Origin of the sequence: Gluconobacter sphaericus NBRC 12467, assembly GCF_006539125.1 — a bacterium.
Taxonomy (GTDB): Bacteria; Pseudomonadota; Alphaproteobacteria; order Acetobacterales; family Acetobacteraceae; genus Gluconobacter; species Gluconobacter sphaericus.
The window spans coordinates 20,876-45,864 of sequence record NZ_BJMK01000017.1 but is presented as its reverse complement, the minus strand read 5'-3'; the positions used below and the strand labels follow the sequence as shown (position 1 = coordinate 45,864).

22 protein-coding genes and 1 riboswitch are annotated in these 24,989 nt (G+C 58.6%); of the genes, 9 read left to right on the top strand and 13 right to left on the bottom strand.

What is annotated here, in order from left to right:
- Both GSP01_RS14920 and GSP01_RS10335 read left to right on the top strand, forming a co-directional pair.
- Positions 1 to 207: hypothetical protein (locus GSP01_RS14920; RefSeq protein WP_218023659.1), on the top strand; the 207-nt coding region annotated here is incomplete at its 5' end.
- The gene (locus GSP01_RS10335) at positions 204 to 1,892 is read left to right on the top strand and encodes a M28 family metallopeptidase (RefSeq protein WP_141353285.1); all 1,689 of its coding nucleotides are present in this window, start codon (positions 204 to 206) and stop codon (positions 1,890 to 1,892) included. The genes GSP01_RS14920 and GSP01_RS10335, both read left to right, overlap by 4 nt.
- A 21-nt stretch (positions 1,893 to 1,913) precedes the next feature.
- Here GSP01_RS10335 and GSP01_RS10330 read toward each other — a convergent pair whose 3' ends face one another.
- On the bottom strand, positions 1,914 to 2,825 hold the full coding sequence (locus tag GSP01_RS10330) for a LysR family transcriptional regulator (RefSeq protein ID WP_141353283.1): 912 nt from the start codon (positions 2,823 to 2,825) through the stop codon (positions 1,914 to 1,916).
- Between the two features lie 105 nt (positions 2,826 to 2,930).
- On the opposite strand from GSP01_RS10330, the gene GSP01_RS10325 reads away from it, so the two are divergent.
- Positions 2,931 to 3,746 carry a DODA-type extradiol aromatic ring-opening family dioxygenase gene (locus GSP01_RS10325; protein WP_141353281.1) on the top strand — a complete coding sequence of 272 codons (816 nt, stop codon included), beginning with the start codon at positions 2,931 to 2,933 and terminating at the stop codon, positions 3,744 to 3,746.
- A 38-nt stretch (positions 3,747 to 3,784) separates the two neighbouring features.
- Positions 3,785 to 4,396: a YceI family protein gene (locus tag GSP01_RS10320; protein WP_141353279.1), complete on the top strand. Its 612-nt coding sequence runs from the start codon at positions 3,785 to 3,787 to the stop codon at positions 4,394 to 4,396.
- 58 nt (positions 4,397 to 4,454) lie between these two features.
- On the opposite strand, the gene GSP01_RS10315 is transcribed toward GSP01_RS10320, so the two are convergent.
- From GSP01_RS10315 to GSP01_RS10300, 4 genes are all read right to left on the bottom strand, one after another.
- Entirely contained in the window at positions 4,455 to 5,747 is a 1,293-nt protein-coding gene (locus tag GSP01_RS10315) for an MFS transporter (protein ID WP_141353278.1), read from the bottom strand.
- A 129-nt stretch (positions 5,748 to 5,876) separates the two neighbouring features.
- Positions 5,877 to 7,766 carry a hypothetical protein gene (locus GSP01_RS10310; protein WP_228123917.1) on the bottom strand — a complete coding sequence of 630 codons (1,890 nt, stop codon included), beginning with the start codon at positions 7,764 to 7,766 and terminating at the stop codon, positions 5,877 to 5,879.
- A gap of 333 nt (positions 7,767 to 8,099) precedes the next feature.
- Complete coding sequence (locus GSP01_RS10305) at positions 8,100 to 9,740, bottom strand: ABC-F family ATP-binding cassette domain-containing protein (protein ID WP_141353274.1); 1,641 nt, start codon at positions 9,738 to 9,740, stop codon at positions 8,100 to 8,102.
- 104 nt (positions 9,741 to 9,844) lie between these two features.
- Positions 9,845 to 12,481 (bottom strand): M1 family metallopeptidase, encoded by a 2,637-nt coding sequence (locus tag GSP01_RS10300; protein WP_141353272.1) that lies wholly within the window; start codon positions 12,479 to 12,481, stop codon positions 9,845 to 9,847.
- 157 nt (positions 12,482 to 12,638) lie between these two features.
- A riboswitch (Fluoride riboswitch) is annotated at positions 12,639 to 12,717 on the top strand.
- A gap of 35 nt (positions 12,718 to 12,752) precedes the next feature.
- On the opposite strand from GSP01_RS10300, the gene GSP01_RS10295 reads away from it, so the two are divergent.
- Positions 12,753 to 14,093, top strand: coding sequence for a voltage-gated chloride channel family protein (locus GSP01_RS10295; RefSeq protein ID WP_141353270.1), 1,341 nt, complete (start codon positions 12,753 to 12,755; stop codon positions 14,091 to 14,093).
- Positions 14,094 to 14,099: 6 nt separating this feature from the next.
- Here GSP01_RS10295 and GSP01_RS10290 read toward each other — a convergent pair whose 3' ends face one another.
- On the bottom strand, positions 14,100 to 15,473 hold the full coding sequence (locus GSP01_RS10290) for a superinfection immunity protein (RefSeq protein ID WP_141353268.1): 1,374 nt from the start codon (positions 15,471 to 15,473) through the stop codon (positions 14,100 to 14,102).
- Between the two features lie 264 nt (positions 15,474 to 15,737).
- Between GSP01_RS10290 and GSP01_RS10285 the strand changes: the two genes are divergently transcribed.
- Positions 15,738 to 16,562 carry a DNA/RNA non-specific endonuclease gene (locus GSP01_RS10285; RefSeq protein ID WP_255320895.1) on the top strand — a complete coding sequence of 275 codons (825 nt, stop codon included), beginning with the start codon at positions 15,738 to 15,740 and terminating at the stop codon, positions 16,560 to 16,562.
- 156 nt (positions 16,563 to 16,718) lie between these two features.
- Positions 16,719 to 18,071, top strand: coding sequence for an inorganic phosphate transporter (locus tag GSP01_RS10280; RefSeq protein ID WP_141353264.1), 1,353 nt, complete (start codon positions 16,719 to 16,721; stop codon positions 18,069 to 18,071).
- An 87-nt stretch (positions 18,072 to 18,158) separates the two neighbouring features.
- Here the strand turns inward: GSP01_RS10280 and GSP01_RS10275 are convergent, their stop codons facing one another.
- The 3 genes from GSP01_RS10275 to GSP01_RS10265 form a co-directional block, all read right to left on the bottom strand.
- A complete protein-coding gene (locus tag GSP01_RS10275) occupies positions 18,159 to 19,169 on the bottom strand; it encodes an MYG1 family protein (protein ID WP_141353263.1) in 1,011 nt (336 codons plus the stop codon).
- 104 nt (positions 19,170 to 19,273) lie between these two features.
- The gene (locus GSP01_RS10270) at positions 19,274 to 19,654 is read right to left on the bottom strand and encodes a VOC family protein (RefSeq protein ID WP_141353261.1); all 381 of its coding nucleotides are present in this window, start codon (positions 19,652 to 19,654) and stop codon (positions 19,274 to 19,276) included.
- 53 nt (positions 19,655 to 19,707) lie between these two features.
- Positions 19,708 to 20,040, bottom strand: a complete 333-nt coding sequence (locus GSP01_RS10265; protein WP_141353259.1) for a hypothetical protein — start codon at positions 20,038 to 20,040, stop codon at positions 19,708 to 19,710.
- 173 nt (positions 20,041 to 20,213) lie between these two features.
- On the opposite strand from GSP01_RS10265, the gene hpxZ reads away from it, so the two are divergent.
- On the top strand, positions 20,214 to 20,615 hold the full coding sequence (gene hpxZ, locus GSP01_RS10260; protein ID WP_141353257.1) for an oxalurate catabolism protein HpxZ: 402 nt from the start codon (positions 20,214 to 20,216) through the stop codon (positions 20,613 to 20,615).
- A gap of 10 nt (positions 20,616 to 20,625) precedes the next feature.
- Here the strand turns inward: hpxZ and GSP01_RS10255 are convergent, their stop codons facing one another.
- The 4 genes from GSP01_RS10255 to GSP01_RS10240 all read right to left on the bottom strand — a co-directional run bounded on the left by GSP01_RS10255 (position 20,626) and on the right by GSP01_RS10240 (position 23,788).
- Entirely contained in the window at positions 20,626 to 21,450 is an 825-nt protein-coding gene (locus GSP01_RS10255; RefSeq protein WP_141353255.1) for an ABC transporter permease, read from the bottom strand.
- Position 21,451: 1 nt separating this feature from the next.
- Entirely contained in the window at positions 21,452 to 22,276 is an 825-nt protein-coding gene (locus GSP01_RS10250; protein WP_141353253.1) for an ABC transporter permease, read from the bottom strand.
- Positions 22,273 to 23,253, bottom strand: coding sequence for an ABC transporter ATP-binding protein (locus GSP01_RS10245; RefSeq protein ID WP_141353251.1), 981 nt, complete (start codon positions 23,251 to 23,253; stop codon positions 22,273 to 22,275). The genes GSP01_RS10250 and GSP01_RS10245 overlap by 4 nt, the downstream gene beginning before the upstream one ends.
- A gap of 106 nt (positions 23,254 to 23,359) precedes the next feature.
- The gene (locus tag GSP01_RS10240; RefSeq protein WP_141353249.1) at positions 23,360 to 23,788 is read right to left on the bottom strand and encodes an Lrp/AsnC family transcriptional regulator; all 429 of its coding nucleotides are present in this window, start codon (positions 23,786 to 23,788) and stop codon (positions 23,360 to 23,362) included.
- 121 nt (positions 23,789 to 23,909) lie between these two features.
- On the opposite strand from GSP01_RS10240, the gene GSP01_RS10235 reads away from it, so the two are divergent.
- Positions 23,910 to 24,986 (top strand): saccharopine dehydrogenase family protein, encoded by a 1,077-nt coding sequence (locus tag GSP01_RS10235; protein ID WP_141353247.1) that lies wholly within the window; start codon positions 23,910 to 23,912, stop codon positions 24,984 to 24,986.
- Positions 24,987 to 24,989 lie beyond the last annotated feature (3 nt).

Below are 24,989 nucleotides of genomic sequence, written 5' to 3'. Positions count from 1 at the left end.
CCAGGTCACCCCTGCAGCGGCCATGAGCGGGAGCTTTCGCAAGATCTTCCGCCCTGCGTTCTGAAAATATTCGCACAGGATTATCAGCGCGATTCGATTGAAAAGGCGTCTATATTCGCCGTGATCGTGTGGACCCGGCAGAACTGCAAGACGCTGGTACGATTTTTTCTTCCCAGAACCGTAACTGAAGATATGCTCTTGCCATGATACAGAAGACATTTCCCCGACGTAGCCTCTTTCTTGCCACTGCCTTGACAGCGGTTCTTCTTGCTCCGGTCACCGGTCATGCCGATCCGACAGCCGAGATCAGCCCGTCGCGCATGTCGGAGACGATGAAGATCCTGGCGTCCGATCGTTTCGAAGGCCGTGCTCCCGGAACAGCAGGGGAGAAGGTCACGGTTCCCTGGCTGATTGAGCAGTACAAGGCTTTGGGGCTTGAGCCGGCTGGTGAAAACGGCGGATGGACGCAGACTGTCCCCATGATCCGCACCAGAACCGCTGCGAACGGTTCCATCAGTGTCCGGAGCGGCGGTAGGGCACTTCCCCTGATCCAGCTACAGGACATCTATCTCTCGACGCTGCTGCCGGAAGATCGGCTGCAGGTCAAAAATGCTCCAATGGTTTTCGTGGGCTATGGTGTGCATGCGCCAGAGCGTCACTGGGATGATTTCAAGGGCGTTGATCTGAAGGGCAAGGTCGCGGTTTTCCTCGTCAACGATCCCGATTTCGATGCGGATCCCGGTGAACCCGTCGCCGGTCGCTTCGGCGGCAAGACCATGACGTATTACGGCCGTTGGACCTACAAATACGAGGAAGCCGCTCGCCGTGGCGCCGTCGCTGCCCTGATCGTGCACGACACGGCCGCCGCGTCCTATCCCTGGAGCACGGTCGTGGCACCAGGCGGTGAGGCGTATGATGTGGAACATACTGCCACCGAAAGCCGTCCTGTCCCTGTTCAGGGGTGGCTTGAAGGCAAGGCTGCGGCTGCGCTCTTCCGCCAGGCCGGGCTGGATCTTGATGCTCTGCGGATAAAGGCTCGTTCCGAGAACTTTCATCCTGTCACGCTGAAGCGCACGACGTTCTCAGCCGATCTGCCGGTTACGGTCGATCGGCTGCAGAGCCAGAACGTACTCGCCAAGATCACAGGCGCGAAATATCCGGATGAGACCGTCATGTTCGGTGCCCACTGGGATGCTTACGGCAAAAGCACGGATGCGCAGGGGAACACTGTCATTCGACGTGGTGCGATTGACGACGGCTCGGGAATTGCAGCGCTGTTCGAAATCGCCCGTGCCTTCAAGGCTGGACCGCAGCCCCATAGGACTATCCGTTTCGCCGCCTGGACAGGCGAGGAGCGCGGTCTGCTGGGATCCGGTTGGTACGTCGCCCATCCGCTGGCACCTCTGGACAAAACGGCTGCCAATCTGACGATGGATGTGCTCCAGATGGCGGGGCCTGCGCATAACGCGTTTATCATCGGGGCGGGCCAGGATACGCTTCAGGAGCAGTTCGCGGCCGCAGTCGCCCTTCAGGGGCGCACGGCCCAGCCGGAAGCGATGCCCGAGCGTGGCGCATTCTACCGCGCGGATCATTTGCCTTTCGCTCGCGCTGGCGTGCCGGTTCTTGCTGTCATGGATATGGCCGGCAAGTTCGATCTTCTGAAAGGCGGGACGGAAGCAGGCGGCAAATGGCTGACGGCCTATATGGCTTGTTACCATCAGGCCTGTGACGCCTGGAGCCCTGACTGGGATGTGCGTGGTGCCGCGCAGGACGTTTGGGCTGTGTGGAAAGTCGGGCATGATGTGGCCTTTTCCCATGACTGGCCACAATGGAAGGTCGGTTCAGAATTCGCCGCCATCCGCGAGAAAACTGCTCCGGCAACGGTTCAGTAAGGGACGCTTTTTCTGGTTTCGTTAGATCGTCCAGGGCGGAACCGGGCTATAGTGTTTAACCAGGAAATCGATCATCGCCCGGATTTTGAGCGGGACATGAGGCGTTGGAGCATAGACGGCGTGGAGTTCCGGCCCCGTCATGACGGGGACATCAAGCGGCAGCGGAACCAGCCGACCTGATTTCAGATCATCCGAAACGATGAATGTCGGCTGGTAAATGATGCCTTGTCCGGCTAAGGCAGCTTCGCGCAGGATATCACCGTTATTGGCATGCATGGGACCCCTCACCGGAACCGTGCGCTCCCCCTTCGTACCAAAACTCCAGCGTGCACTGCTGATTTCATCGCCCAGCGTATAGCCCAGACAACGGTGGTTCTGAAGTTCGGCGACAGTTTGCGGTGTGCCACACTCTTCCAGATAAGATGGTGCCGCGCAGACTACGAAATTGACCTGGGCCAGCCGACGCGACCGCAGCGCGCTTGATGGCATCCGCCCTATACGCAGCGTCAGATCCCATCCTTCGGTAATTGGATCAATCCTCCGGTCATCGAGCCCCAGTTCGACCGTGACGAGGGGATAGCGGCGGCTGAATTCTGGCAGGATAGGCCCTACATGGCGGATAGCGAAGGAGACCGGTGCATTCAGGCGCAGGAGCCCGCGTGGCTCTTGGTTTTCTGCCGAGACTTCCTGTTCCATCTCTTCCAGATCCGTCAGGATTTTCTGACTGCGAATGAAAAAGAGGCGCCCCGGCTCCGTCAGAGACAGCCTGCGCGTGCTGCGATGAAACAGTGAGATCCCCAACCGGCTTTCCAGAGCGGCAATATGTTTCGTGATCATCGTCTGTGACAGACCCAGCGAGCGCGCGGCTCCTGAAAAGCTGCCCTGAGCTACGACCTTTGCAAAAACCTGCATGCCTGTGAAGCGATCAAGCATTTACCTCACACTCCTGGTATCAGATCCTATCCTGAATCAGGGAATTATTCTTTTTGGGTGAGGGTGGCAAGATCAGCCCCGTCGCAAGGAACGGAGGTACTTACGATGAGTCTGAAAGATCAGAATACTATGCGGCAGCCCGCTCTTTTCCTGCCTCATGGAGGTGGCCCGTGCTTCTTTATGGAGTGGGGGACGACATGGGATCACATGGCAGCCTATCTCCGTTCTGTAGGGCCGTCCCTGCCGCGTCGTCCGGATGCCATTGTGGTTATGTCCGGCCATTGGGAGACGTCGGATATGGTCGTCGGATCAGCAGCCCATCCGTCGCTGATCTATGATTATTCCGGCTTTCCGCCTCACACCTATCAGCTTGAATATCCCGTACCCGGAGCCCCGAGCATCGCGGGGAAAATCCGTGATCTCGTGCGTAACAACGGCATGGCCTGTACGGAAAATGCCACACGGGGACTGGATCACGGTGTCTTCATTCCCTTCATGCTCGCATTTCCCGATGCGGATATTCCGGTTGTGGAGATTTCTTTGCCAGGGGCACTGGATGCTGCAGGTGTTCTGAAGCTCGGAGAGATGCTGGCGCCTTTGCGGGACGAAAACATCCTGATCGTGGGCACGGGCATGACTTATCACAACATGCGCTATCTTATGCGCTCCGGCGCCGTATCCGACGCCAGATCCGTCGCGTTCGACACCTGGCTTCAGCAGGCGGTCGAGGCTCCGCCCGCTCGTCGCACACAGAGCCTGCTGGATTGGGAGCAGGCCCCGTTTGCGCGGGAGTGTCACCCTCAGCCGGAACATCTCCTGCCGTTGATGTTCGCTGCGGGAGCCGCGGGAACCGATGCAGGTTATCGCGATTATAGCGATATCGTCATGGGGAAGGCCCTGTCCGGTTTTCGGTTCGGCTGATGTCCTCAACTCACTTCATCAAGAAAGATCATGACATCATGAAAGCACGTTTTTTCAAAAGCGCAGGTGCTGCGTTCGCTCTCGCAATCCTGTCTTCTACAGCTTATGCCGCCAACCCTGCGGATGTGCAGTCCGGCGCCTATACTGTCGAGACCAGCCATACGCAGATCGGTTTCTCCGTGCTGCATTTCGGCTTCACCTATTATTCCGGCCAGTTCTCCGGCGTCACCGGCGCGCTTCAGCTTGATACGACCCATCCGGACGCCTCGCACCTGAACGTGACCATCCCGGTTTCCAGCATTTCAACCACCAGCGCAGTTCTGACAGGCGAACTTAAGAACAGTGAATGGTTCGATGTTGCGAAATATCCGGATGCGACCTTCGTCTCTACGCAGGTCCGCCGCACGAGCAAGGATGAGGCCCTGGTGACTGGCAACCTGACGCTTCATGGTGTCACCCATCCGGAGGTCCTGCATGTCCATTTCGTAGGTGCCGGCATTAACCCGATGGACAAGGCATATACAGTCGGTTTTCAGGCTGAAGCGACAATCCATCGCAGTGATTTTGGCGTAAAGAAATATGTCCCCTATGTCGGTGACGACGTGAAGCTGACGATTGCCGGGGCGTTTGAGAAGACTGCCGCGAAATAACGCGCTTAAAAAAAACGGCCCACGAGAGTGAGCCGTTTTTTTACACTGTCCGGAAAAATCAGGACGTCTTGCGGACTTTCCATCCGGTTTCCTTGAGTAGGAAGCCAAGCAAGATGGCTATTCCGATACCGATGACCAGTGGCAGGAAGGCGGTATGGAACTGTTCCATCGTCTCCGGCGCATCCTTGCCCATCAGGGTGGAAACGAGCGGCGACATGATGCCTGTCGTTCCGAACACGAGGAAGTTCATGACGCCGGCAGCCGTTCCCTTGACCTCGGGCGGATTGACTTCCTTCATTGAGGAGAATGGGATCATGGCCGCACCGGACGCAATACCCATGATCAGCGCCACGGAGTAATGCGGCATAACGCCGACCGGTACGTAAAGTGCGCAGAGCGACGCTGCCAGCAGAACCAGAGCACCGCCGATCAGGACGGGCTTGCGACGGCCGATCTTGTCGGAAATCCAGCCCAGAAGCGGGCAGCCGATTACCCAGCCGATGGGAACCATCGAGACATCCGTGGCCGCAAAGCCCATCGTGGTGTGCTCGCCCTTGCTCAGCATCAGTGCACCCCAGCCCAGAGCGCCGATCGTGGTCGGTACGAAGAGCAGGCCGCCAGCAAGGCCGGCAATCCAGCTCTGCGGATTGGAGAAGATGATCTTGAAAGGACGCAGCAGGTTGGCCATCGAAAAATCGCCATGGTGCTGGGCACTGTCACCCGTATCGCGCGGCATGACAAAAAAGATTGCCACGGCTAGCAGGAGTCCGATGACACCAAATCCCAACCAGACGGACTGCCAGGGAATATGGAACGACCCATGCGGATCGATCAGGATGCGCGTTGGCTTGGAGCCAAAGGCAGCCCCGGCCATGCCCATGCATTGCGTCAGACCAACAAAAAGCGCCAGAGTCCGAGCCGGAAGATAACGCGCGGCAACGTAGGACGCGCCGACGAACGCGCAAATAGCGCCGATACCCTGAATGATGTAACCACCAATACCGGCAACGAGGCTACCCTGGCCGAAGATCAGGCAACCCACGCCCGTGATGGCAATGAACATTGGCATGATGGCATGGGCGCCATAGCGGTCCAGTAGCACGCCCACGGCAAGGGCCATTAGCGCGTAGACGATGTAATAGGACGCAATCATCAGACCGAGATGACTGTTGCCCCAGGCTCGTGTCAGCTCATCCTGCATGATGCCGGGGGCGGAACGAATGGCATACTGATAGAAATAAAACAGCGCGCATAGAAACCACGACAGCACATAGAGCGGCTGAAGTTTCTGCGGTTGCGTCGGGGACGGATTCAGAGGCTTGGGCGGCGCCTGAGTTGTTGTGCCAGACATAAAATTCTCCAGAGTGTCATAGTTGGCCTGTCAGACCGGAAACCATGATTGTGAGGGCGCGGAATTATTGAAAAAATTCTGTTTACGATTGGAAATGCTTGTCAGGTAATGTGAATATTTCACCAGGTGTTATTGCTGGAAGGGGTAGTAACGGAAGGTCACATACACCGTGTGTCCGTAAGTCGTAGGGTCGACGGCATGGTCCGCGCCGTCATTACCCTTGAAGGCAAACTTCCGGATATAGGTGTACTGAAGCCCACCCATGACACTGCCGTAATGCCCGTCCATAAAGTGCCACCAGCCGCCCGTCGTCAGGGAAGCCAGCGTTCTCGTCTGGGCGGAGCACGTTCCGAATTCGTATTCACAGCCGGACAGGTTCAGGTCTGTCGCGCCATAGCCATGCTGGATGCCATCGGCACCCAGATAGGTGCGACGTCCCGCGCTCTCCACACCGCCATAGGTATAAAGCAGTACGGAGCGTGCTGGATGTCCAACCAGCCCGAGCGCCCCCATGATTTCCGGGATCGGAGTGAGATTACCGTTGCTGTCGAAGGTCGTATCGGGAATGAGGCTGGGTCCGTAACGCCCGATACCCTGACCAGCGAGTACGTTTCCGGTCAGCTGAAGCTTGTCCGTTCCAAGCGGAACGGTCATGCCTGCCCCCACACCACCGCCGAACTGCGTGCTTTTGTGAGTATGGTTCTCGCCAGCTGGCTGAACCAGTCCACGGAACCAGCGGGCAAGGCCGAAGACCTCGTAATGCCCGAATGACGTATCAACCGCCGTCTTGAGGACGATGTCGGGAGCTGGATTGTATGTGTACTGCGTGTTCGGGTTCAGCAGAACGCCGCCGCTATTGGCGTAATAGACCCGCGGCCCGGCCAGACGCCCATAACTGGCCGGGAGGGTTCCTCCGGAGCTGAGTGTATCGGAGAAACCGACCGTCGCCTGTGGGTCCTCGATCGATAGCGCGATCCAGTATTTCTTGTCCCAGTCCTTGGCGATCCGGATCTGTGGGACACGGGTAAAGGTAATGCCCGGGATCTGGTTGTTATCCGTCACTGCCGGGAGCTGTTCCTGACGGGGAATGACACCCTTGGCATAATTCGTTGTCAGGCTCCAGGCTTGGCCCATGAGGACGTGCAGCCCCCAGTCTTTCTGTGTGAACGTGAAATATCCCTGTCGCAGCCGGGGGGTATAACCGTTGACCTGCACACTGTTGGTCGTCCCGCCAGAGCCGCCGAAATCGCTTTCAATATAAGCTTGAAGACGCACGGACTTGGTTGGGTTAGCTTCCAGAAGGGTGGAGAAACGCGAAAGCTGTGCCGAAAAGCGTTCCTCGCTCAGTCCGTGATTAGGACTGTTGGCATACGGGAAATTGTTCCATGCCGTCGCAGGGCCACTGGTCATGTTTGAACTTCTCCAGATATTGGAGAAATCGATGAACCCGCCCAGCCTGACCGTCAGATTGCCAATCTGGAAGACCGGTGGAAGATGATCCACTTCCGTCTGCGTAATGGCGAGCGGGCTGGACGATGTCAGGTCGATGGATGTCCGGTGTGCTTCATTGTGCTGATTGCCTAGCCACTGGAACAGCGGTGGCGGTGTCTGGTGGGTTGGCGTAACGTTTGGGGTTGAAGGGAACGTTGCAGCGCCTGTCGTGACGCTGTCCGGGGCGAAGCCTGATGTTGAAACCGGCATGATCCCGGTGCCGGGGCGGGGAAAGCTGCTGGCCGGAGAAGACGGCGATGTTGTCGCGCGGGCGGTTTCGATTTTGGGGATCTCGCTCTTTATTGGCACCCTACGTGCGACGGACATTTTCGGGGCGTTCGGGCGGGCTGCATGGGAGGCCGATCCTGCATGACGACGTTGCTCGATGGCCTGAAGGCGACCTTCGAGCATGCGCATCTCTGCTTTGATCGCGGCCAGTTCCTGGTCGTCGGCGCTCTGGGCAAAGGCAGGAAGGGGGGAGCCAATGAAGAAGACAGCGCCCAGGAGAAGTCTGTACCGTTTGGGCAAGTCATTTCCCGTGATTTTCAGGCCACCGAGAGGAGACACACTTTTCCCTTCCTAAAATCCGTCCAAGGAATTCCATCAGTTACCTGACCGCCATGCCGATGGGCATTCCCCGTCAGGAGAGACTTACGCGTTCACGGAAGTTTGGAAATTGACATATCTCAAAAATAACGAAAATTACACATTATTTATGGATTAGAATAAAATCTTACCACGTTTCGTGGGGGTGTATTTGCTATTCTGTCGTGGATATTTAACAATTTTTATATTGGAGTCAGGATATCGAGGAGGGGTAATTCAAGGGCGGCCCTCCTCAATAATGATTTTCGTATTTTCTTATTTGGCCTTCTTTTTCTTACCCTTGGAACGCTTCTCCTTTGCCGCGCTCTGGGATGGGGCGGATGTTCCGCCCTTTGCACGGTCGATCACGAAGCGGGCGTAATCGTCCATATCGCCGTCGAAGGGAACGATCTGGTTGTCTGCGGCGAGCCAGAGACGGTCTGCGACCAGTTCCATCAGCGAACGGTCATGAGTGATGAGAATGACCGCGCCTTCGTAACTGTTCAGGGCGTCCAGCAGGGCGCGGCGGCTGTCGATGTCCAGATGGTTGGTTGGTTCGTCGAGTATCAGCAGATGCGGGGCAGCCATGGCGACCATATTCAGGAGCAGACGCGCGCGCTCGCCACCGGATAGGGCCTCGACCTTGGTGCCCTGTTTTTCGAAATGGATGCCAAACTGTGCCAGACGGGAGCGATGTGACTGATCGCTGTCTGTCGGACGGGCTTCGCGCATGATGTCGAGTGGGGTCTGCTCGGGATCGAGCGCCTCGATCTGGTGCTGGTGGAACCAGCCAACCTCAATGCGGGGAGAGCGCGAGACTTCGCCGGAGCGGACTTCAAGGGCACCTGCGATCATTTTCGCGAAGGTGGACTTACCGGCGCCGTTAACGCCGAGCAGACCGATACGGTCATCCACGTCGAGCCTGAGGTTCAGATCACGCAGGATGGCCGGATCATCGCCATAGCCGACCTCGACGTTTTCCAGCCGGATCAGGGGCGGGGCGAGGGGGCGGGCCGGTGAGGGGAGCAGGAATGGCGAGACCGAAGCCTCGATCGTGGTCTCGATCGGTGTCAATTTTGCAAGGCGCTTGACGCGGCTCTGGGCCTGGGCGGCTTTGGCGGCCGAGGCTTTGAAGCGGTCCACGAAAGACTGCAGATGGGCGCGCTCGGCTTCCTGCTTGGCGCGTGTGGCGCTTTGCAGGCGAATCTTCTCGGCGCGCTGACGCTCGAAATCGTCATAGCCGCCTGTATAAAGTTCCAGCTTCCCTTCCGTGACGTGCAGTGTGAAATCGACGGAATTATTTAGCAGTTCGCGGTCATGGCTGATGATGAGCGCGGAATGGGGATAGCGGGCGAGGCGCGCTTCCAGCCACAGGGCGCCTTCGAGATCGAGATAGTTCGTCGGCTCATCGAGCAGTAGCAGGTCAGGCTCTGCAAACAGTGCGGCCGCAAGGGCCACACGCATGCGCCAGCCGCCGGAGAACTCAGCCATCGGGCGATCGAGGTCGGCCGTGGAGAAGCCCAGACCATTAAGAATTTCTGCGGCGCGGGAGGGGGCGCTGTCGGCGTCGATTTCGATCAGGCGCATCCAGATATCGCCCATTCGCTCCGGATCGGCGGTCTCCAGCTCGGCCATGAGGGCAGCGCGTTCGGTATCGGCTGCGAGGATTGTGTCGATCAGGCTGATGGGAGTGGCGGGGTGTTCCTGATCCACGGTTGCCACACGGGCGGCGCGGGGGATGACGATCTCACCGGAATCCGGCTGAAGCTCGCCCTTGATCAGTTTGAAAAGCGTGGACTTCCCGACGCCGTTCCGACCGACCAGAGACACCTTGGACGGGTTGGGCAGGTTGGCGCTTGCACGATTGAAGAACTGTCGTCCCCAGGCGTTGAAGACAAGGTTTTCGATCTGAAGCATGGGTTAGGATGGTCCGGTGGCGGGTAAAACAGGAGAGCCACGTCTATAGCAGTTTTACCGCTCCGGACAGGGACGAGGCGGATCTTTTCCGCCTCGTTGGAGTGTTAGTGGGTGCGAGTGGCGAGCCAGTCGTGGATCTGGCTCTGGGCCGCCTGAACGGCTTCTTTGCGGGCTGAAACGGCATTGACCGCATGGGCCGTGGCGATTTTCGCACCGGTTGTCTTTGTGGAAGACGGGTCTTTTTGAAGTTCGGCCAGAATGTCCGGGTTATTGGAATGGGCGGCAATGGCGGGCAGGAACCCGTCCTGTGACCAGGGCGCAAGATGTGTGCGGATCTCGGCCTCATGCTGACGTACGAGTTTCCAGACAAGATCCAGATTTTCGCTGGCAGAGGCGATGGACGACAGTGCCATGGAAATACGGCCGTTCGGAATGGCGCCGCTATAGGCTAGTTCCACATTGCGACGGATCAGGTCCGGGTCGGAAGCATTGGCGATGGCCTGGAAGAGGCGGAGCTTGAGTTCGGTCGCCTGCGTATCGCGAACTTTCTTGGCCATAATCTCCCAGGTCGCGGCATCGGCATGTTTCATCGCAAGGGCCGAGACCGTACCGACCAGATCGGGACGCAGGGAGGCCGGGTTCTTCAGCCAGATTGCAAAACGGCGTTTGGCTTCGGCCAGTACGGCCGGATCATTGAAGGTGCCGAGTGCCGAGATAACGGATGGGCGCAGCATCGTGTCCAGAACGCTCTCATGCGGTTTCTGGTCCCAGCCCAGACGCTTCAGGACCGGGGCAAGGCGGCTGCGGGCATAGGCCTGGAACGCAGGGCGATCCGGGCTGCCGATTTCATAGAAATCGAGTGTTTCCAGCTTGCTGATGATTTCCTCAAGCGTGGCAATGTCGGTCTCATGAGCGGCGGTCAGGCGGTCTACGAGGTCAAAATATGAGGATAGCGCGCCATGCCCGGCCCGGAATTGCGCGAACTGGTCACCAAGAATGTTGGCACGATCCACGGGAGTAAATTTTGAGATCGATGCGGCGATCGGGGCGAAGGCCACATCGTCATAATGCACGCGGTAATATCCGCTTTCGCCCAGATCGAGCTTGAGGGGCGCATTGCAGCGGGGCAGGGTGAAGGTAGCGGGTTCTGCACCAAGTACCAGCTTCTTGGTCGTAAGACCGGGGCCGCCGGCGACAACCGGAATGTTCCAGGTCAGAGCCTTTGCATTCGGGTCATGGATCGTAAAGCGGCTCTGCGTCAGGGTGTAGGTCGTCTGGCCGTTCTTGCAGACGGCGGCGACATTGACCTGTGGAATACCGGGCTGTTCGGTGAAGCTGCGGGCGACCTTGCCGACATCCTGTCCGGACGTGGTGGAGAGCGCGTTCCACAGATCCTGACTGGTCGCATTGCCGAAAGCATGGGCTTTCATGTAGGCGCGCATACCATCACGGAAATGGTCTTCGCCAAGCCAGCCTTCCATCATACGGATGACCAGTTCGCCCTTACCGTAGCTGATGCCGTCAAATGCGGAATTGGCTTCGCTCACATTGTGGATGACCTGCTGGATCGGATGGGTCGTGGACAGGGCGTCCGTTGCCATCGTGGCTTCGCGGGTCTCGTGCTGACGCGGCCAGATGTCCCACTCCGGGTTCATCTTGTCGGTCGCCTTGATTTCCATCCAGGAGGCAAAGCCTTCGTTCAGCCAGATATTGTCCCACCAGCCCATGGTCACCAGATCACCCGACCACTGATGTGCCATTTCATGTGCGACAACTTCATAGATCAGTTCGCGGGTGCGGGGTGTGCTGTTCTTCGGATCAAACAGCAGGACGTTGTCGATATAAGTCAGCGCCCCCCAGTTCTCCATCGCGCCGGCCTGATAGTTTCCGGGGATGGCGAGCATGTCCATTTTCGGCAGTGGATACTTAATTCCGAAATAGTCGTTGTAATAGGGCAGGATTTTTTCGGCGGCCCCAAGTGCGTAAGTGCCCTGCTGTTCAAGACCGGTAGGGGCAAAAACGCGCAGGGGGGTTCCGTCCGCCTTGCCGTCGACAGATGCCATATCACCTGCCACCAGTGCGAGCAGGTAGCTCGACATGCGTGGGGTGGGGCTGAAGGAGACGCGCTTGGTCTTTTCGTCCTGTTGCGTCGTGCCGATGATCGGCATGTTGCTCACGGCGGCATAGTCGAACGGCAACGTGACGTTGAGCTGATAGGTCGCCTTGAAGGCAGGTTCGTCCCAGCCCGGGAACATCCGGCGTGCGTCGGCGACTTCGAACTGCGTGACGAGCATCCGCTTTGGCTTGCCTGCCGGGTCGGTGTAGTCGTCAACATAGATGCCGTTTGGCGTTTTCAGGATGGGGCCGGAATACTTGATGGCCAGCGTGTGGACGCCGGCCGGAACCGGAGCCGGGAAGTGCAGAGTGACGGTTTCGGCGGCATCATCCTGACGGATCTCGGCCTTCTGTGAGTTGTCCAGAAGGGCACTGGCCAGTTTGAGGCCGGCCTGATTGAGCGTGATATCCGCAGTCGGGCTCTGCACTTCAATCCGGATGATCTCGTCGCCCTGAAGCGTCAGATGATCCATGTCGGTTGTCAGGTCGATGATGTAGTCCGTCGGCACGACGGTTTTGGGAAGCTGACCCGGTGTTGTGGCGAAGGAAAACGTGCCTTCAGCATGGGCCGGGAGTGCGAGGGGCAGGCCTGCAAGCAACGTTGTGAGGACCAGAAGACGGCGCATGAAATGCAGTTCCTTGAAACGGTTGAATGATGGGAAACGGAATGGGCCGTTCGTTTTTTGTTACAGAGACGGTGGCATAGCGTCGTCATGCGGAAAAGTGTCTCTCCCTAAAAACCTTGTCATCTCTTGACAGGTTGGGGCTTTCACGGCTTTTTCTGAGGCAGAAGGCAATGGATTCTGCCTGACCGTTCCTGGTCGAACCGCTTCATCCGGAAGCTGATGATTCCTGTCCCTCGTCCCTTTCGGGCAAGACAGGAGAGCTGCGTCCGTTATGAGTAAACTTCAGAATCAGCCCCGTTTTCCCGGCATATTCAGCCTTGTTCGCCTGAGCGCGGTGCTTGTTGCGCTGTCGGTCTGTATCGGCAGTGCCTGTGCCCTGTTCCTATGGCTTTTGGAACGCGCCACGTCGCTGCGGATCGAGCATCCGGCTATGTTGTTCGGCCTTCCGTTGGCGGGCGTGGTGGTCGGGCTGTGTTACTTTTGGTTAGGCCGGGATGTTGAGGCCGGGGCGAACCTGATCGTGGATGAAATCCATGAGCCGGGTGCGGGCGTTCAACTGCGGATGGCGCCGTTCGTGCTGATCGCCACGGTGGTGAGTCATCTGTTTGGCGCGTCTGTGGGACGGGAAGGGACGGCGATACAGGTCGGCGGAAGTCTGGCGAGCGCCACGGCCAGATTATTCAGACTGCGGCCTCCGGAAACCTGTGCTTTGTTGATATGCGGCATTGCGGCGGGGTTTGGAGCCGTTTTCGGGACACCCATCGCGGGAGCCGTGTTCGCTCTTGAAGTCCTGGCACTCGGGCGGCTGGACTACCGTTTTCTTCTCCCTACAGCGATATCATCGATTATTGCGGACTGGGCCTGTCGCGCCTGGGGCATCCATCATGCCTCCTATCCGCTGGTGTTTCAGGGGACGCTGAATTCTGATGGCTCCGTCTCGCATGTGGACATTATGCTTGTCGTTCGGGTTGCCATTGCCGCAGTGGCGTTCGGACTACTGAGCCGGGTATTTGCCGAGAGTGTGCATCGTCTGGCTGCTTTTATGAAAAAGCTCTGCAAGACGCCGTGGCTGCGTCCGGCGATTGGCGGTATTCTGACCATTCTTCTGGTGATGATTGTGGGAAACCGGGATTATCTGGGGTTGGGCGTGCTGCCTGCGGAGACAGGTGGGGCATCGATCGTTAGTTTTTTCGGGTCGACGATCTATCCATGGTCCTGGTTCTGGAAGCTGGTTTTTACTGTCACGGTTCTGGCGACCGGGTTCAAGGGTGGTGAAGTTACGCCGCTGTTCTTTATCGGGGCCGCGTCGGGAAACATTCTCGCGTTTCTACTGCATGTTCCGGTGGATCTGCTGGCGGCTGTCGGGTTCGTATCGGTCTTTGCGGGGGCAGCGAACACGCCTCTGGCCTGTACGCTAATGGGGGTAGAACTCTTCGGGGCTGGGGATATTGTCTATTTCGCGACTGGATGTTTCGTGGCCTATGCCTGTTCGGGGCATACCGGGATCTATCTGTCTCAGCGGGTCGGAATAGCCAAGAGCGCGCCTTGGAACCGGCTCTGCGGTATGACATTGCGCGAGGCGCGGATGCCACAGCCTCCTGCTCGGGACTGATGAACCTTACCGTGTCCGGATGGGTTCGTTGAGCGCCATGACCAGCGCCGCAATCCACCCGATAATGGTCCAGCCCAGAAGCACGGTTATTATCGCGATCCAGTGCTGGCGGATCGTATTGCGGCGGTAGGCGATCAGGACCGGAACAAGATAGAGCGCCAGTCCCGGAACGCCGAGAACCACGAACAGGCCCTTGGATTTTGCGGGAACAGCCGAAGCGGAGAGGGTCTGGTCTCTTTCGGGTGCTTGGGCTGCGGCGGATGAGGGTGGGTTCGGGGTCTCGTGTGGCGTGGCCGTGGGGGGGGCAGACTGGAGCATCGAAGCAGGCTCATGACTGTCCGTCACGGAGGCTATCTGTTCTGGCGTGACGTATCCAGCGCGGACGAGGAATAGGGACAGGGCCTGCGGGAAGGGGAGCAGTTCCTTTTCCTTGACGGAACAGGCATGGCCGTTCTGCTTTTTAGAGGTCGGTTTGAGATCGCATGCCGACAGGCCGAAGCCGGATTCTTTCGTGGACTGTGCATGGGCTAGCATGTCGCGCCAGCCTTTCTCGAACCGGTCCATATTGGCCATGGTTGCGACTTCATAGGCGAGGAAACCATTGGGCTCGAAACGTCCGGACTTGATCCAGTTGCGCCGTCTGTCCGCCAGATCCTTCGCAAGATAGTCTCGATAGGCCGGATCGCGCGTGACGTTTTTAAGGACGCCATCGTGGTAGCGTGCGATGACGACAGGGGCTTCGGACCCGGCATGCGATGCGAAGGCATAGAGGAAGGACTGATCGGAGGTCAGGATTTCCTGTTGCCCGTTTCCGGCAACATCCACGACGTCGGGTTCTCCGTCGCCATCCATTGCTCCAAGTTCGAGATGCTGCCAACTTCTGCCGGAGCTTCCATCAGGGCTCAGATCGAATATGGATGTGAGCGAGCAGCAATGGGCACCGCCGGTATAGGCGGAGACCATGACCTGCGGGAAAGGTGATGACGCGTCCAGATGCCGTAGAGACATCTTCAGCTGCGCCATGCCGTCATCCTCGGTGCCGTAAGGCGTCAGGGGGAATGAGGCGGGGTGGGAGTGTGTGTTGCCGGGCTGACTGAGTGTCAGGAAGGCCATGCTGCACGGAGAGGCCGGGCTGGTATCGGCATCGGCCCAGACGACGGGCACGTTGCAGCGCGAGGTCCGACGGACGTCCAGGGTGGCAACGACACCCTGTGCGGACAGGGCGGCGTGGGTGTTGCTTCCCATTTCTGCCTGAGCAATCGGTACGAGAGGATGGAGTGTAGCAGACCGGGCTGGAACGCTCGTGGCAAGGAGTGCCGGAAGTATGACACCGATCAGGGTTTTCATCTTGAGGATGGTCTGTCTCCGCTTTTCTGTCATGCGGGCTCTGCTGCTCTGCCGTATCAGGCATATCCCGACTTTCCCCTGTAACGCCAATGGAGAATGCGGAGTTTTAACCGTCTGCAAGGAGCAGCGCGCCGAAACAGGTGATGCCTGTTGAAGGAAAGAAATTGGAAAATCAGTTGGTTGTGTGGGGTTCCCTGATCCACTAACACCGGAATAGTCCCGGATGATATTGCGGAACCGGGTGGCGAGGTATTATTGAATTTTCTGTCGTATCTTCCGATTTGTGCTCTTTTTGTCGTGCTTCCGGCACAGGCTGCGTCCTGTCCGGATATGTTTGCTGATGGCGTTGCCCCCCAGGAGCTGAATGAAACGCTCCGGAGCGGGACAGTTCAGTTGTGTAATACGGATTATGCGGTGCTTGCTTCAGCAGGCACGAAAGGGCCGCTGTGGTCGGCCGAGGATTTGACGGAAGAAAATCTGGAAATCGCGGATCGCACACTGCGACAGGGAGACTTTTATCCTGATCAGCGTCTCCCTGTGAGGATGCGGTCGGCTCTCGAGGATTACAGGGCTTCGGGTTACGACCGTGGGCACATGACACCCAGCGGGGACGAACCCGGTGTTCAGGCACAGCAGCAGTCCTTCCTGCTGTCGAATATCGTTCCGCAGACTGCGGAACTGAACCGGGGGCCTTGGGAAGGGGTAGAGAGCGCTGTCCGGGGATGGGCTCGGCAGGAAGGGGAAATCTTTGTCGTGACCGGGCCTGGTTATGATCCGGATCAGACCCGGACGATCGGGGCGGGGCGTATTCCGGTGCCTGCCGTGACCTGGAAAGCGATCTATGATCCGGCGGCTAACGGGATGGGGGCTTATGTGTGTCTGAACACACGCCGTCCGACCTGCAGGATTACGAGTGTGGCGCTTCTGACCGAGCTCGTGGGGGTTGATCCGTTTCCCGCGCTTCCAGCGTCCCTGAAAGAGCACGTTAGTGCCATGCCGCCGATCCGGGAAACGCCGGAAGCCCTTTCGCGACGGTCGCGTTCGCGGGAACTGCTGAAGGAATGGGGATCGAAAGCGGCCCAGAAGGCTCTCAAGGCACTTCTGAAAGCGCTCGTGCAGTAGATGATGTATACGGGGGTGCAGACAGGGTTCGGTATGTTTGTATACTTTTGGTTCTGAAGTCACTGGTGTGAATGTTTTATGAAAAATAAAAACATCATAATTAAAAATATCTGAAATGGACTAAATTGGGGTTCTGAATAACGGAATCAGAACTTCATGCTTCATTTTGACCCATCCTCGGCGACGTCGCTTTTCGCGCTGTGCCTCTGCTTTGTTTTGGTCTGCGTCTTTGAATTTGCCAATGGTTTTCATGACACGGCCAATGCTGTCGCAACTGTCATCTATACCAATTCACTCAAGCCGACCGTTGCTGTCGTCTGGTCGGGACTAATGAACCTTCTGGGTGTGATTTTGGGCGGTATTTCCGTCGCCTACGCGCTGGTGGAGCTTCTGCCGCCCGATGTTCTCTCGCCGCCAAGCGGAAACCCGGCCGTTCCGATGCTGGTCGCGCTGTTCGGAACTGCCCTGGCATGGAACCTGATGACCTGGTGGTTCGGGATTCCGAACTCATCATCGCACTGTGTCATCGGATCGTTGGTCGGCATTGCGATCGGTGATTCCTTTGTCCATGCCCGTGAACTCGGCCACAGTGTGGACTGGAGCCAGATCTGGAAGGTGCTGCGCGCGCTCGCCGTTTCACCGTTACTGGGGTTTGTCGGCGCGCTTTTGCTTTATTTCCTCATCAAATCGCTCGTGAAGATGCCGGAAATGTACAGGGCACCCACGCCCGAGCAGACGCCGAACCCGATTGTGCGGGCGGTGCTGGTCTTGACTTGCACGCTGGTCAGCTTCTCGCATGGCAGTAATGACGGTCAGAAGAGCATCGGTCTGATCATGCTGACCATCATCGGCATCATGCCCGCCGCTTTTGCTCTCAATCCGGCTTCTCCGGTCAGCATTGAGCAGATACGTGCGGACGCCCATCAGGCCCTTCCGCTGGTCACGCAGTATGATCGTTATTCCTTCAAGGGGGATGCTGTTGCTTCGATCAGCCGTCTTTCGCAGACGGAAGGCCCTGCAGAGGCTCCATCCGAACTACGTGGTGACGTCTATCAGGTTCTGTCCGGTCTGCGCTCGGTTGCGGCCAACCCGGCAGCTTCTGACGCGGACAGGAAGCTTGCATCCCATCTCGCATCCGAGTTGCGTCCGACTGTGGAATATGCGCCGGGCTGGGTGCGTTTGCTGAGCGCTCTGTGTCTTGGGATCGGGACTATGGTTGGCTACAAGCGGATTGTCCGGACGCTGGGCGAGGGCATCGGCACGACCCATCTGACGCCGGCGCAAGGCGCTGCGTCCGAGGTTGTTGGCGCGGGGTTGATCATGACGGCCGGCTATACCGGTTTGCCAGTTTCTACGACGCATATCATCACGTCGGGCGTTGCTGGAACGATGGTGGCGGCTGGCTCCGGCATCAACAAGAAGATGCTGACGAAGATCGTGATGGCGTGGTTGTTGACACTGCCGGTGACGGTCTGTGTTGCGGCGGCAATCTTCTACGTTCTGGCCTGATAGGCGGAACTCTTTGACTGGAGCCTGATTGCTCCAGTCCTGACCGGGAAAGGGACGCGATATTGCTATCGTGTCCCTCTTTTTGTTTCAGACCCCGGCGATCTGCAGAGCCAGCTGTGCCATACGGACTGCGCCGTCGCGGCTGCCTGCACCGCAGATGAAGCGGGCAGGATGGGCAAACACGGCATCGGAAACGCCGGAGACTGCGGCCAATTTTTCTCGCTCCAGTCCGCCCCAGGCTTCGGGAAGGGAGACGCGCTGCCCGAAATCCCCGCGCACGGGCGGAACAGCCTTGACGTTCCACTGCTCCGGACCAGCGGGAGAGACGACGTAAACGACGGGCAGGTCATGCTCAAAAATAACCTTTTCGGTCGGCATGCCGGTTCCCATGACGAGGATGCGCTTGTCTTCGGCATTTTCATAAGCCGCCAGAACGCGGTCGGTTGCCTTGAAGCTGGCGCGGACGCGGTCCACGACATTCGTCAGATGTGATGCAACGGCGGTGGCGGCGGTGGCGAAGCCGAGGGATTCTCGGGCGCGGGCTTCCTGGCGTCCGTAGAGTTCGGCCGTATCCCAGGGCGGGCTACAGGCGGAGACGATATCCGCCAGAGAGAGCTTGCCCATCTTGACCACGCCATTGTCATCCTGATCGATTGGCAGGATCAGAGACTTATCGAGGCTCTGCCAGATCAGATCCACTGTTGCGTCATCAACCGGGGTCTTGAGGATGTTGCGGATGGCGGCACGACCGTAATCCTTCCATAGCAGACCGGCGGCGCTATAAGGCGTGCCGTCCTCGCGCAGGGGCTTGTCCTTCATGTGATGGTCGTAGCGGCCATGCGGGGGGTCATAGAGGCCGCCGACGTCGAAGACGATATCGGCCGACTTGATGACATCCGGATTGCGGGTGCGGATGAAGGTCAGGCGGTCGGTAGATTTTTCTTCGAGAACGCGCGCGCGCAGATCACCCTGCGGGGCGAGGGCGTAATGCAGGATGACATAGCCCATGGTCTCGTCGACGTGGAAATTGCCCGAATGGGTCAGCGCCGTGACGGGCGCTGCGCTATTTTCGAGACCAATGGGAGTATGTTCGGACATCTTGAAAACCTGCGGCAGGGAGAAGGGAATGAAGTGGCCCCTTCATGCCGCAGGGCAGCCTGGCAGACAACCTTGTCGCCGGGGTTAGTTGCTCAGGCCCCGTTTCAGGAAGCCTTGTACAGGGCGCACAGCTTGTTGCCGTCCGGATCGCGCAGATAGGCAAGATAAAGGTCGCCTATCGGGGTGTGACGGATACCTGGCGGGTTTTCGATTGCCTCGCCACCGTTCTCTACGCCGGCTTTATGCCAGGCATCGACCTGCTCGGGGCTGCTCATGGCAAAACCGATCGTCCCACCATTGGCAGGCGTTGCGGACTTGCCGTTCAGGGGCTTCGTGATGAACAGACAGCCAGCAGAATGGGCATAGGTCAGGATGCCCTTGGCATTGGGTTCGGCCGGCTCACAGCCGAGAACGCCCATTGTTGCATCATAGAATGTCTTGGAAAGGGCAATGTCGTTGCTGCCGAGCATGATATGGCTGAACATGAAACTCATTTCTCTATAATACAGGGGAAGGAGGGGCGTGCCGTTCCGAAAAATCAGTCGATATTGATATTGCGGATACCACCCGGAATGCGGGTTTTTGCATCACGCGCGACGAAGGACTGCCGGTTGGTATTATAATCTGGATTTTCCGCCATCGCCTGAAGGGTCTGGTCATCGCGTACATCCAGCGGTCTGTCATGACCGTCATTGTCCTTGCGTGCTGTGGTTGCACAGATGCCGGCAGCCGTGGCGAAGGTATGCGGATTACCACTGGCGCCGCTCAGCATCTGCTCGCGAATACATTTGCTGTCAGTATGACCGGTAACCCAGGGCGCTGCGGTGCATGAGGCAAGCAGAAGCAGGCTGGAGAGAAGGACGTAACGCATGACAAAAACCTACTCGTGACGGAGAATGGAGTAAAGCGCGGGATCAGGTTGATCCTGACAGTCCATTGGATCGTGACTTCGCGGAAGGTCAATGACTTTGATGGGTTTTCAGGGGAAGGACTTTTGGCAGCGATCTGGTATCCTTCGTTTCATTTAAATGAGTGAGAGCGACCATGACGTCATCCGGGTATCCGCTTTTGAACGATCCTGACATTCTTCGCGACATTACCTCTCTGTCCGACCGTTACGAACGGGCCCTGGGCGAGAATGAGCTGCAGGAACTGGACAAGCTGTTTTACGACGGGCCGGAAACGGTGCGTTACGGCGTAGGGGAAAATCTCTATGGCTTCGACGAGATCAAGGCGTTCCGTCGCAACAGAACAGGTGGTTCGCCGCCGCGGGAAGTCCTGCGCCGCGTTATTACCGTTATTGGCAGGGATGTGGCGACGGTGGATCTGGAGTTTCGGCGGATCGGATCGGAGCGTATCGGGCGTCAGAGCCAGACATGGTTCCGAACGCCCGAAGGATGGAAGATTATCGCTGCGCATGTCTCACTAATGGGCACGGGATCCTGAACTCCGGGCCTCAGCTTCCGCTGGAGACATATCCTGCGACTGCCCGGTTCCAGGCGAGAACCATGACGCCCAGGAAGGCGAACCCCGCCGCAGGTGAAAGCGCGCCGATCCATGTCGGCACGTCAAGCGGGTCCGGGTGGTTGAGGCTGAACAGTGTCGGGTAATAGCAGACGGCGGCGAGCGGAAGGACAAAGGTGATGAAACGCCGGAGCCAGCGTCCGAACATGGTCAGCGGGTACTGGCCGGCCTCCACGCCGCCATAGGTCAGAACGTTCACGACCTCCAGTCCTTCAACGGTAATGAAGCACAGAGCGGCCTGTCCGATCAGGACGCCGAGGAACATGGCCGCCCCGCCTGCGATGGCCCAGGGCAGGACCAGAGTGGCGGTCCACTGGACATGTGGGGCGAGCCACAGGCCCGCCGCGAGTACGAACAGCCCCTGAAGGAAGCGTCCGATCGGGCGCAGGCGCAGTTCGTGCCCTAGAAGCAGCAGCAGCGTCGAGCGCGGGCGCAGGAGGAGGCGGTCGAAGCTTCCGGTCCGGACATATTCACCACCAAAGACCTCGAAGCCGCGCCCCAGGGTTTCGGCGATGGCAAAAGCCACGTTCACCAGACCGTACAGGACGGCGACGGTTCCGATATCCCATCCTGCGATGCTGCCGAAGCGATGGAACAGGCTCCAGATGCCGAAGAAGCTGAGGAGTGTTGTGACGAAATTGCCGATGGCTTGAATGATAAAGGTGCCGGGGTAGCGGAGCTGCGCCACGATCGAAGCCCCGGCCATGCGTCGATACAGGCCTGGGTCACTGAGTGTGCGGGAGGGGGATTGCATCATGTCAGGCACCCTGCACCTCCAGCCGGTTCACGGTCTGACGCATCCACAGACGTCCAAGAAATGTCAGGGCCGTCAGCCAGAAAATCTGAAGGCCCAGACCCGTTGTAACACCACCGGGAATGGGTGTTCCGAGATAGATGCGGATTGGGATGTCGGTAATGCCGGCGAATGGCTGTGCCAGCAGGAAAGGCCGGATCCAGTCGGGATAGAGCGGCAGCGGAAGTAGCATCCCGGATAACAGGACGGCGAGCGGCGTTCCAACGGCATAGCTCCCCAGAGGCGAAAGGGTACGGGCCGTGAGGATATTCCACCACATGACGATGGTTGCGGAGAGTAGAGCACCGAGTGTGATGGAAAGAAGGGCCAGAGCCGCGGAGATCAGGCTTGCGGGGCCGGCCAGGCTCCACGCGCCGAGCCCGACAAGCATCGCGAGAGGACCGGCGACGCAGGCTAGCAGGACAGCGCGGGGGACGGCATTGCCCAGCAGTCTTGCTAGGCTGGCAGAGAGCCACCAGTTCCACATATCGACTGGGCGCATGAGATCATAGACGATGGCTCCTGTCCGGGCGGCGTCGCCGATGGCGGGCAGGCAGCCGAGCGGTAGAAGTGTGAAGAGTGACTGCTGGATCCAGGTGTAGGTCATGGCCTGCCGCAGCGAGAGCGGAGCCTGCACGTCCGGAGCGGCATGGTACACTGACGCATAGGCCATCAGGGTAACGGCGCCGAACCACATCTGTGCGACTAGTCCGGCGACGACCGCGATGCGGTATCGTAGCCCGATCTTCCATTGCAGACCGAAGGCCGTGAGATACGGGCGCAGGCTCATGCGGCGTGATCCGCATAGAAACGTGTGATGATTTCGTCGATCGAGGGGCGGCTGATCCGTAGGTCGTCGAGGCCGGGGAGATGGCCGATATGGGCGACGAGGGCCGGTGCGGGGATCTGGCGCGGATCGAAAGTAATGGTGAGGCTGTGGAGCTCACGCGCGGTTTCGTGGGCGCCGGCGGGAAGCGTCAGTGCAGGCGGCGTGTCATGAAAATCGAGTTCCAAAATACGCTCGGAGAGGGTCGTGGTGCGAAGATCTTCGAACGGGCTGTCTGCGAGGATGCGGCCGTGACCGATGACGATTACTCGTTCAGCGAGCGCTTCGATGTCGTGCATGTCATGGGTCGTCAGCAGGACGGTGGTGCCCCGGTCCCGGCAAAGTTCATGCACGAAGGCCCGGACGGCGAGCTTTGAGGGGGCGTCCAGACCAATCGTGGGTTCATCGAGAATGAGGATGTCCGGATCATGGATGAGAGAGGCCGCGATTTCGGCACGCATTCTCTGCCCAAGGGAAAGCTGGCGGACGGATTGGTCCATGATTTCGCCCAGGTCGAGCGCGTCGGCCAGACGGGCGCGGTTGCGGGCAAAACGCTCCGGTTCCACGCCGTAAATGTCGCGCAGCAAGGCGAGGCCTTCGGAGACTGAAAGATCCCACCAGAGCTGGGTCCGCTGCCCGAATACGACGCCGATCCGAGCTACATGGGCGATGCGGTTCGTCCAGGGTACCAGCCCGTTGACCTGCACCTCTCCCGACGTAGGGCGTAGGATGCCGGAGAGGATCTTGATCGCCGTCGATTTTCCCGCGCCGTTCGGACCGATGAAGCCTGCGATCTGGCCTTTCGGAACTGAAAAGGAAATTCCGTCCAGCGCGACGATATCGCGGGTTTTTCCCCGCCAGCTGCCTCCTTCACGGATCCGGTAGGTTTTGCGGAGGCTGCTGACCGTAATGGCGTCGGAACGGGAGGGGGGCGTCTGCATCAGGGCTCCGTCATGAGCGGTAAACATCTGTTTTGTAGAGAGTGGACAGCGGTCAATATTGAAAGCAAGCCGTTTCTTAAGGGGAGCGAGGTGTCAGGCTGTTGGCTCAGTGCCCTTTGCGAAAGCGCGTCGAGAGGATGATGGCGGAGACAGTCCGCTCTACGCCTTCCATCTGTCCGATATCGTCGATGGCGCGGTTGATGTTTTCGGTCGTGGCGGCCCCCAGCAGGGCAATCAGGTCCGAGGCACCGCTGACCGCATGCAGTTCCCGCAGTTCGGGCAATGTTTTCAGATCCCGCTCCACTTTTTGCCGGTGGCGGGGGGTGAGCACGATCGAGACATGGGCGCGCACCAGATCCTCGTCCGGATTTTCGAGAAGCGTGTAGCCCCGGATCCGTCCCTGCCGCTCCAGACGTTCTATGCGCCCCTGCAGAGTCGTGCGGGAAATCCCTAGCCTGCGGGCCAGCGCGGCTGTGGGGGTGCGTGCATTGCGACGCAGGATATCGAGAAGAGCTTGATCGATCGGATCCGTCATTCTGACTGTTATAGACGGCAAACTGCCGTTTGGAATGTCTTTTTGCCGTCACGCTGCCGCTTGAGATCCGTCGGCTCAGACCCAGATCCTGTCTGTAACACTTCCGGAACAGGATATGATCATGAAGCAGGTTACGGTTGCAGGTGCGGGCAAGATCGGTTCAGCCATTGCGGAGCTTCTTCATTACGGCGGCTATCGTGTGACGCTGCTTGACTGTCACGCGGAGTATCTCAACAGCCTCAAACTGCCTGAAGGGATTGCCCGCAAAACAGCCGATATCGCGCTGGGGCTTGATCCGGAGCTGCTCAAAGGACAGTTCGCCGTTCTCTCCGCGCTTCCCTTTCATTTGACGCGGACTGTCGCGCGGGCTGCCGCCACGGCGGGCGTGCATTATCTGGACTTGACCGAGGATGTGGCGTCTACCCGTGATGTCAAGGCGTTGGCCGAGGGCGCTGCACATGCGTTCATTCCGCAATGCGGTCTGGCGCCGGGCTTTGTTTCGATTGCCGCGCATGATCTGGCCGGGCATTTCGACGAGATCGATACGATCCGGTTACGTGTCGGAGCACTGCCGCGTTTTCCGTCCAATGCGCTGGGATATAACCTGACCTGGAGCACGGAAGGCCTCATCAACGAATATATCGAACCCTGTGAGGCTATCGTAGATGGGAAGCGTATTCTCGTTCCCGCGCTTGAGGGCATGGAAAGTCTGGGCATCGATGGCGTTCTTTATGAGGCTTTCAACACGTCGGGCGGTCTTGGATCGTTGTGTGAAACCTATGACGGCCGGGTCCGGGAACTTAATTATCGCACCATGCGATATCCGGGCCATCGCGATATCATGAAGGTTCTCCTGTCCGATTTGCGGCTGTCGGAACGGCGGCAGATCCTTCAGGATATCCTGACCCGTGCCATTCCCGGAACGGCTCAGGACCTGGTGGTGCTGTCGGTTATTGTGACGGGACTACGTAACGGTCGGCTGCAACAGGAAACACTGGCCCGGACCATTCACGCGCAGGAGTTCATGGGCGGCTACCGGACTGCGATTCAGCTCACGACGGCGGGATCCATCTGCGCGGTTCTGGACCTGCTCGCGGAGGGGAAGATTCCGTCGGCAGGCTTTGTCCGTCAGGAAGATATTCCGCTGTCCGCCTATCTGTCGAACCGCTACGGGCGGGTCTATCAGTCGCAGGGCTGAATT

Bases quoted from the DNA above. Each gene is read 5' to 3' on its own strand.
- GSP01_RS10335 (WP_141353285.1), top strand. From the start codon at position 204: ATGATACAGAAGACATTTCCCCGACGTAGCCTCTTTCTTGCCACTGCC.
- GSP01_RS10330 (WP_141353283.1), bottom strand. From the start codon at position 2,825: ATGCTTGATCGCTTCACAGGCATGCAGGTTTTTGCAAAGGTCGTAGCT.
- GSP01_RS10325 (WP_141353281.1), top strand. From the start codon at position 2,931: ATGAGTCTGAAAGATCAGAATACTATGCGGCAGCCCGCTCTTTTCCTG.
- GSP01_RS10320 (WP_141353279.1), top strand. From the start codon at position 3,785: ATGAAAGCACGTTTTTTCAAAAGCGCAGGTGCTGCGTTCGCTCTCGCA.
- GSP01_RS10315 (WP_141353278.1), bottom strand. From the start codon at position 5,747: ATGTCTGGCACAACAACTCAGGCGCCGCCCAAGCCTCTGAATCCGTCC.
- GSP01_RS10305 (WP_141353274.1), bottom strand. From the start codon at position 9,740: ATGCTTCAGATCGAAAACCTTGTCTTCAACGCCTGGGGACGACAGTTC.
- GSP01_RS10300 (WP_141353272.1), bottom strand. From the start codon at position 12,481: ATGCGCCGTCTTCTGGTCCTCACAACGTTGCTTGCAGGCCTGCCCCTC.
- GSP01_RS10295 (WP_141353270.1), top strand. From the start codon at position 12,753: ATGAGTAAACTTCAGAATCAGCCCCGTTTTCCCGGCATATTCAGCCTT.
- GSP01_RS10290 (WP_141353268.1), bottom strand. From the start codon at position 15,473: ATGACAGAAAAGCGGAGACAGACCATCCTCAAGATGAAAACCCTGATC.
- GSP01_RS10280 (WP_141353264.1), top strand. From the start codon at position 16,719: ATGCTTCATTTTGACCCATCCTCGGCGACGTCGCTTTTCGCGCTGTGC.
- GSP01_RS10275 (WP_141353263.1), bottom strand. From the start codon at position 19,169: ATGTCCGAACATACTCCCATTGGTCTCGAAAATAGCGCAGCGCCCGTC.
- GSP01_RS10270 (WP_141353261.1), bottom strand. From the start codon at position 19,654: ATGTTCAGCCATATCATGCTCGGCAGCAACGACATTGCCCTTTCCAAG.
- GSP01_RS10265 (WP_141353259.1), bottom strand. From the start codon at position 20,040: ATGCGTTACGTCCTTCTCTCCAGCCTGCTTCTGCTTGCCTCATGCACC.
- hpxZ (WP_141353257.1), top strand. From the start codon at position 20,214: ATGACGTCATCCGGGTATCCGCTTTTGAACGATCCTGACATTCTTCGC.
- GSP01_RS10255 (WP_141353255.1), bottom strand. From the start codon at position 21,450: ATGATGCAATCCCCCTCCCGCACACTCAGTGACCCAGGCCTGTATCGA.
- GSP01_RS10250 (WP_141353253.1), bottom strand. From the start codon at position 22,276: ATGAGCCTGCGCCCGTATCTCACGGCCTTCGGTCTGCAATGGAAGATC.
- GSP01_RS10245 (WP_141353251.1), bottom strand. From the start codon at position 23,253: ATGCAGACGCCCCCCTCCCGTTCCGACGCCATTACGGTCAGCAGCCTC.
- GSP01_RS10240 (WP_141353249.1), bottom strand. From the start codon at position 23,788: ATGACGGATCCGATCGATCAAGCTCTTCTCGATATCCTGCGTCGCAAT.
- GSP01_RS10235 (WP_141353247.1), top strand. From the start codon at position 23,910: ATGAAGCAGGTTACGGTTGCAGGTGCGGGCAAGATCGGTTCAGCCATT.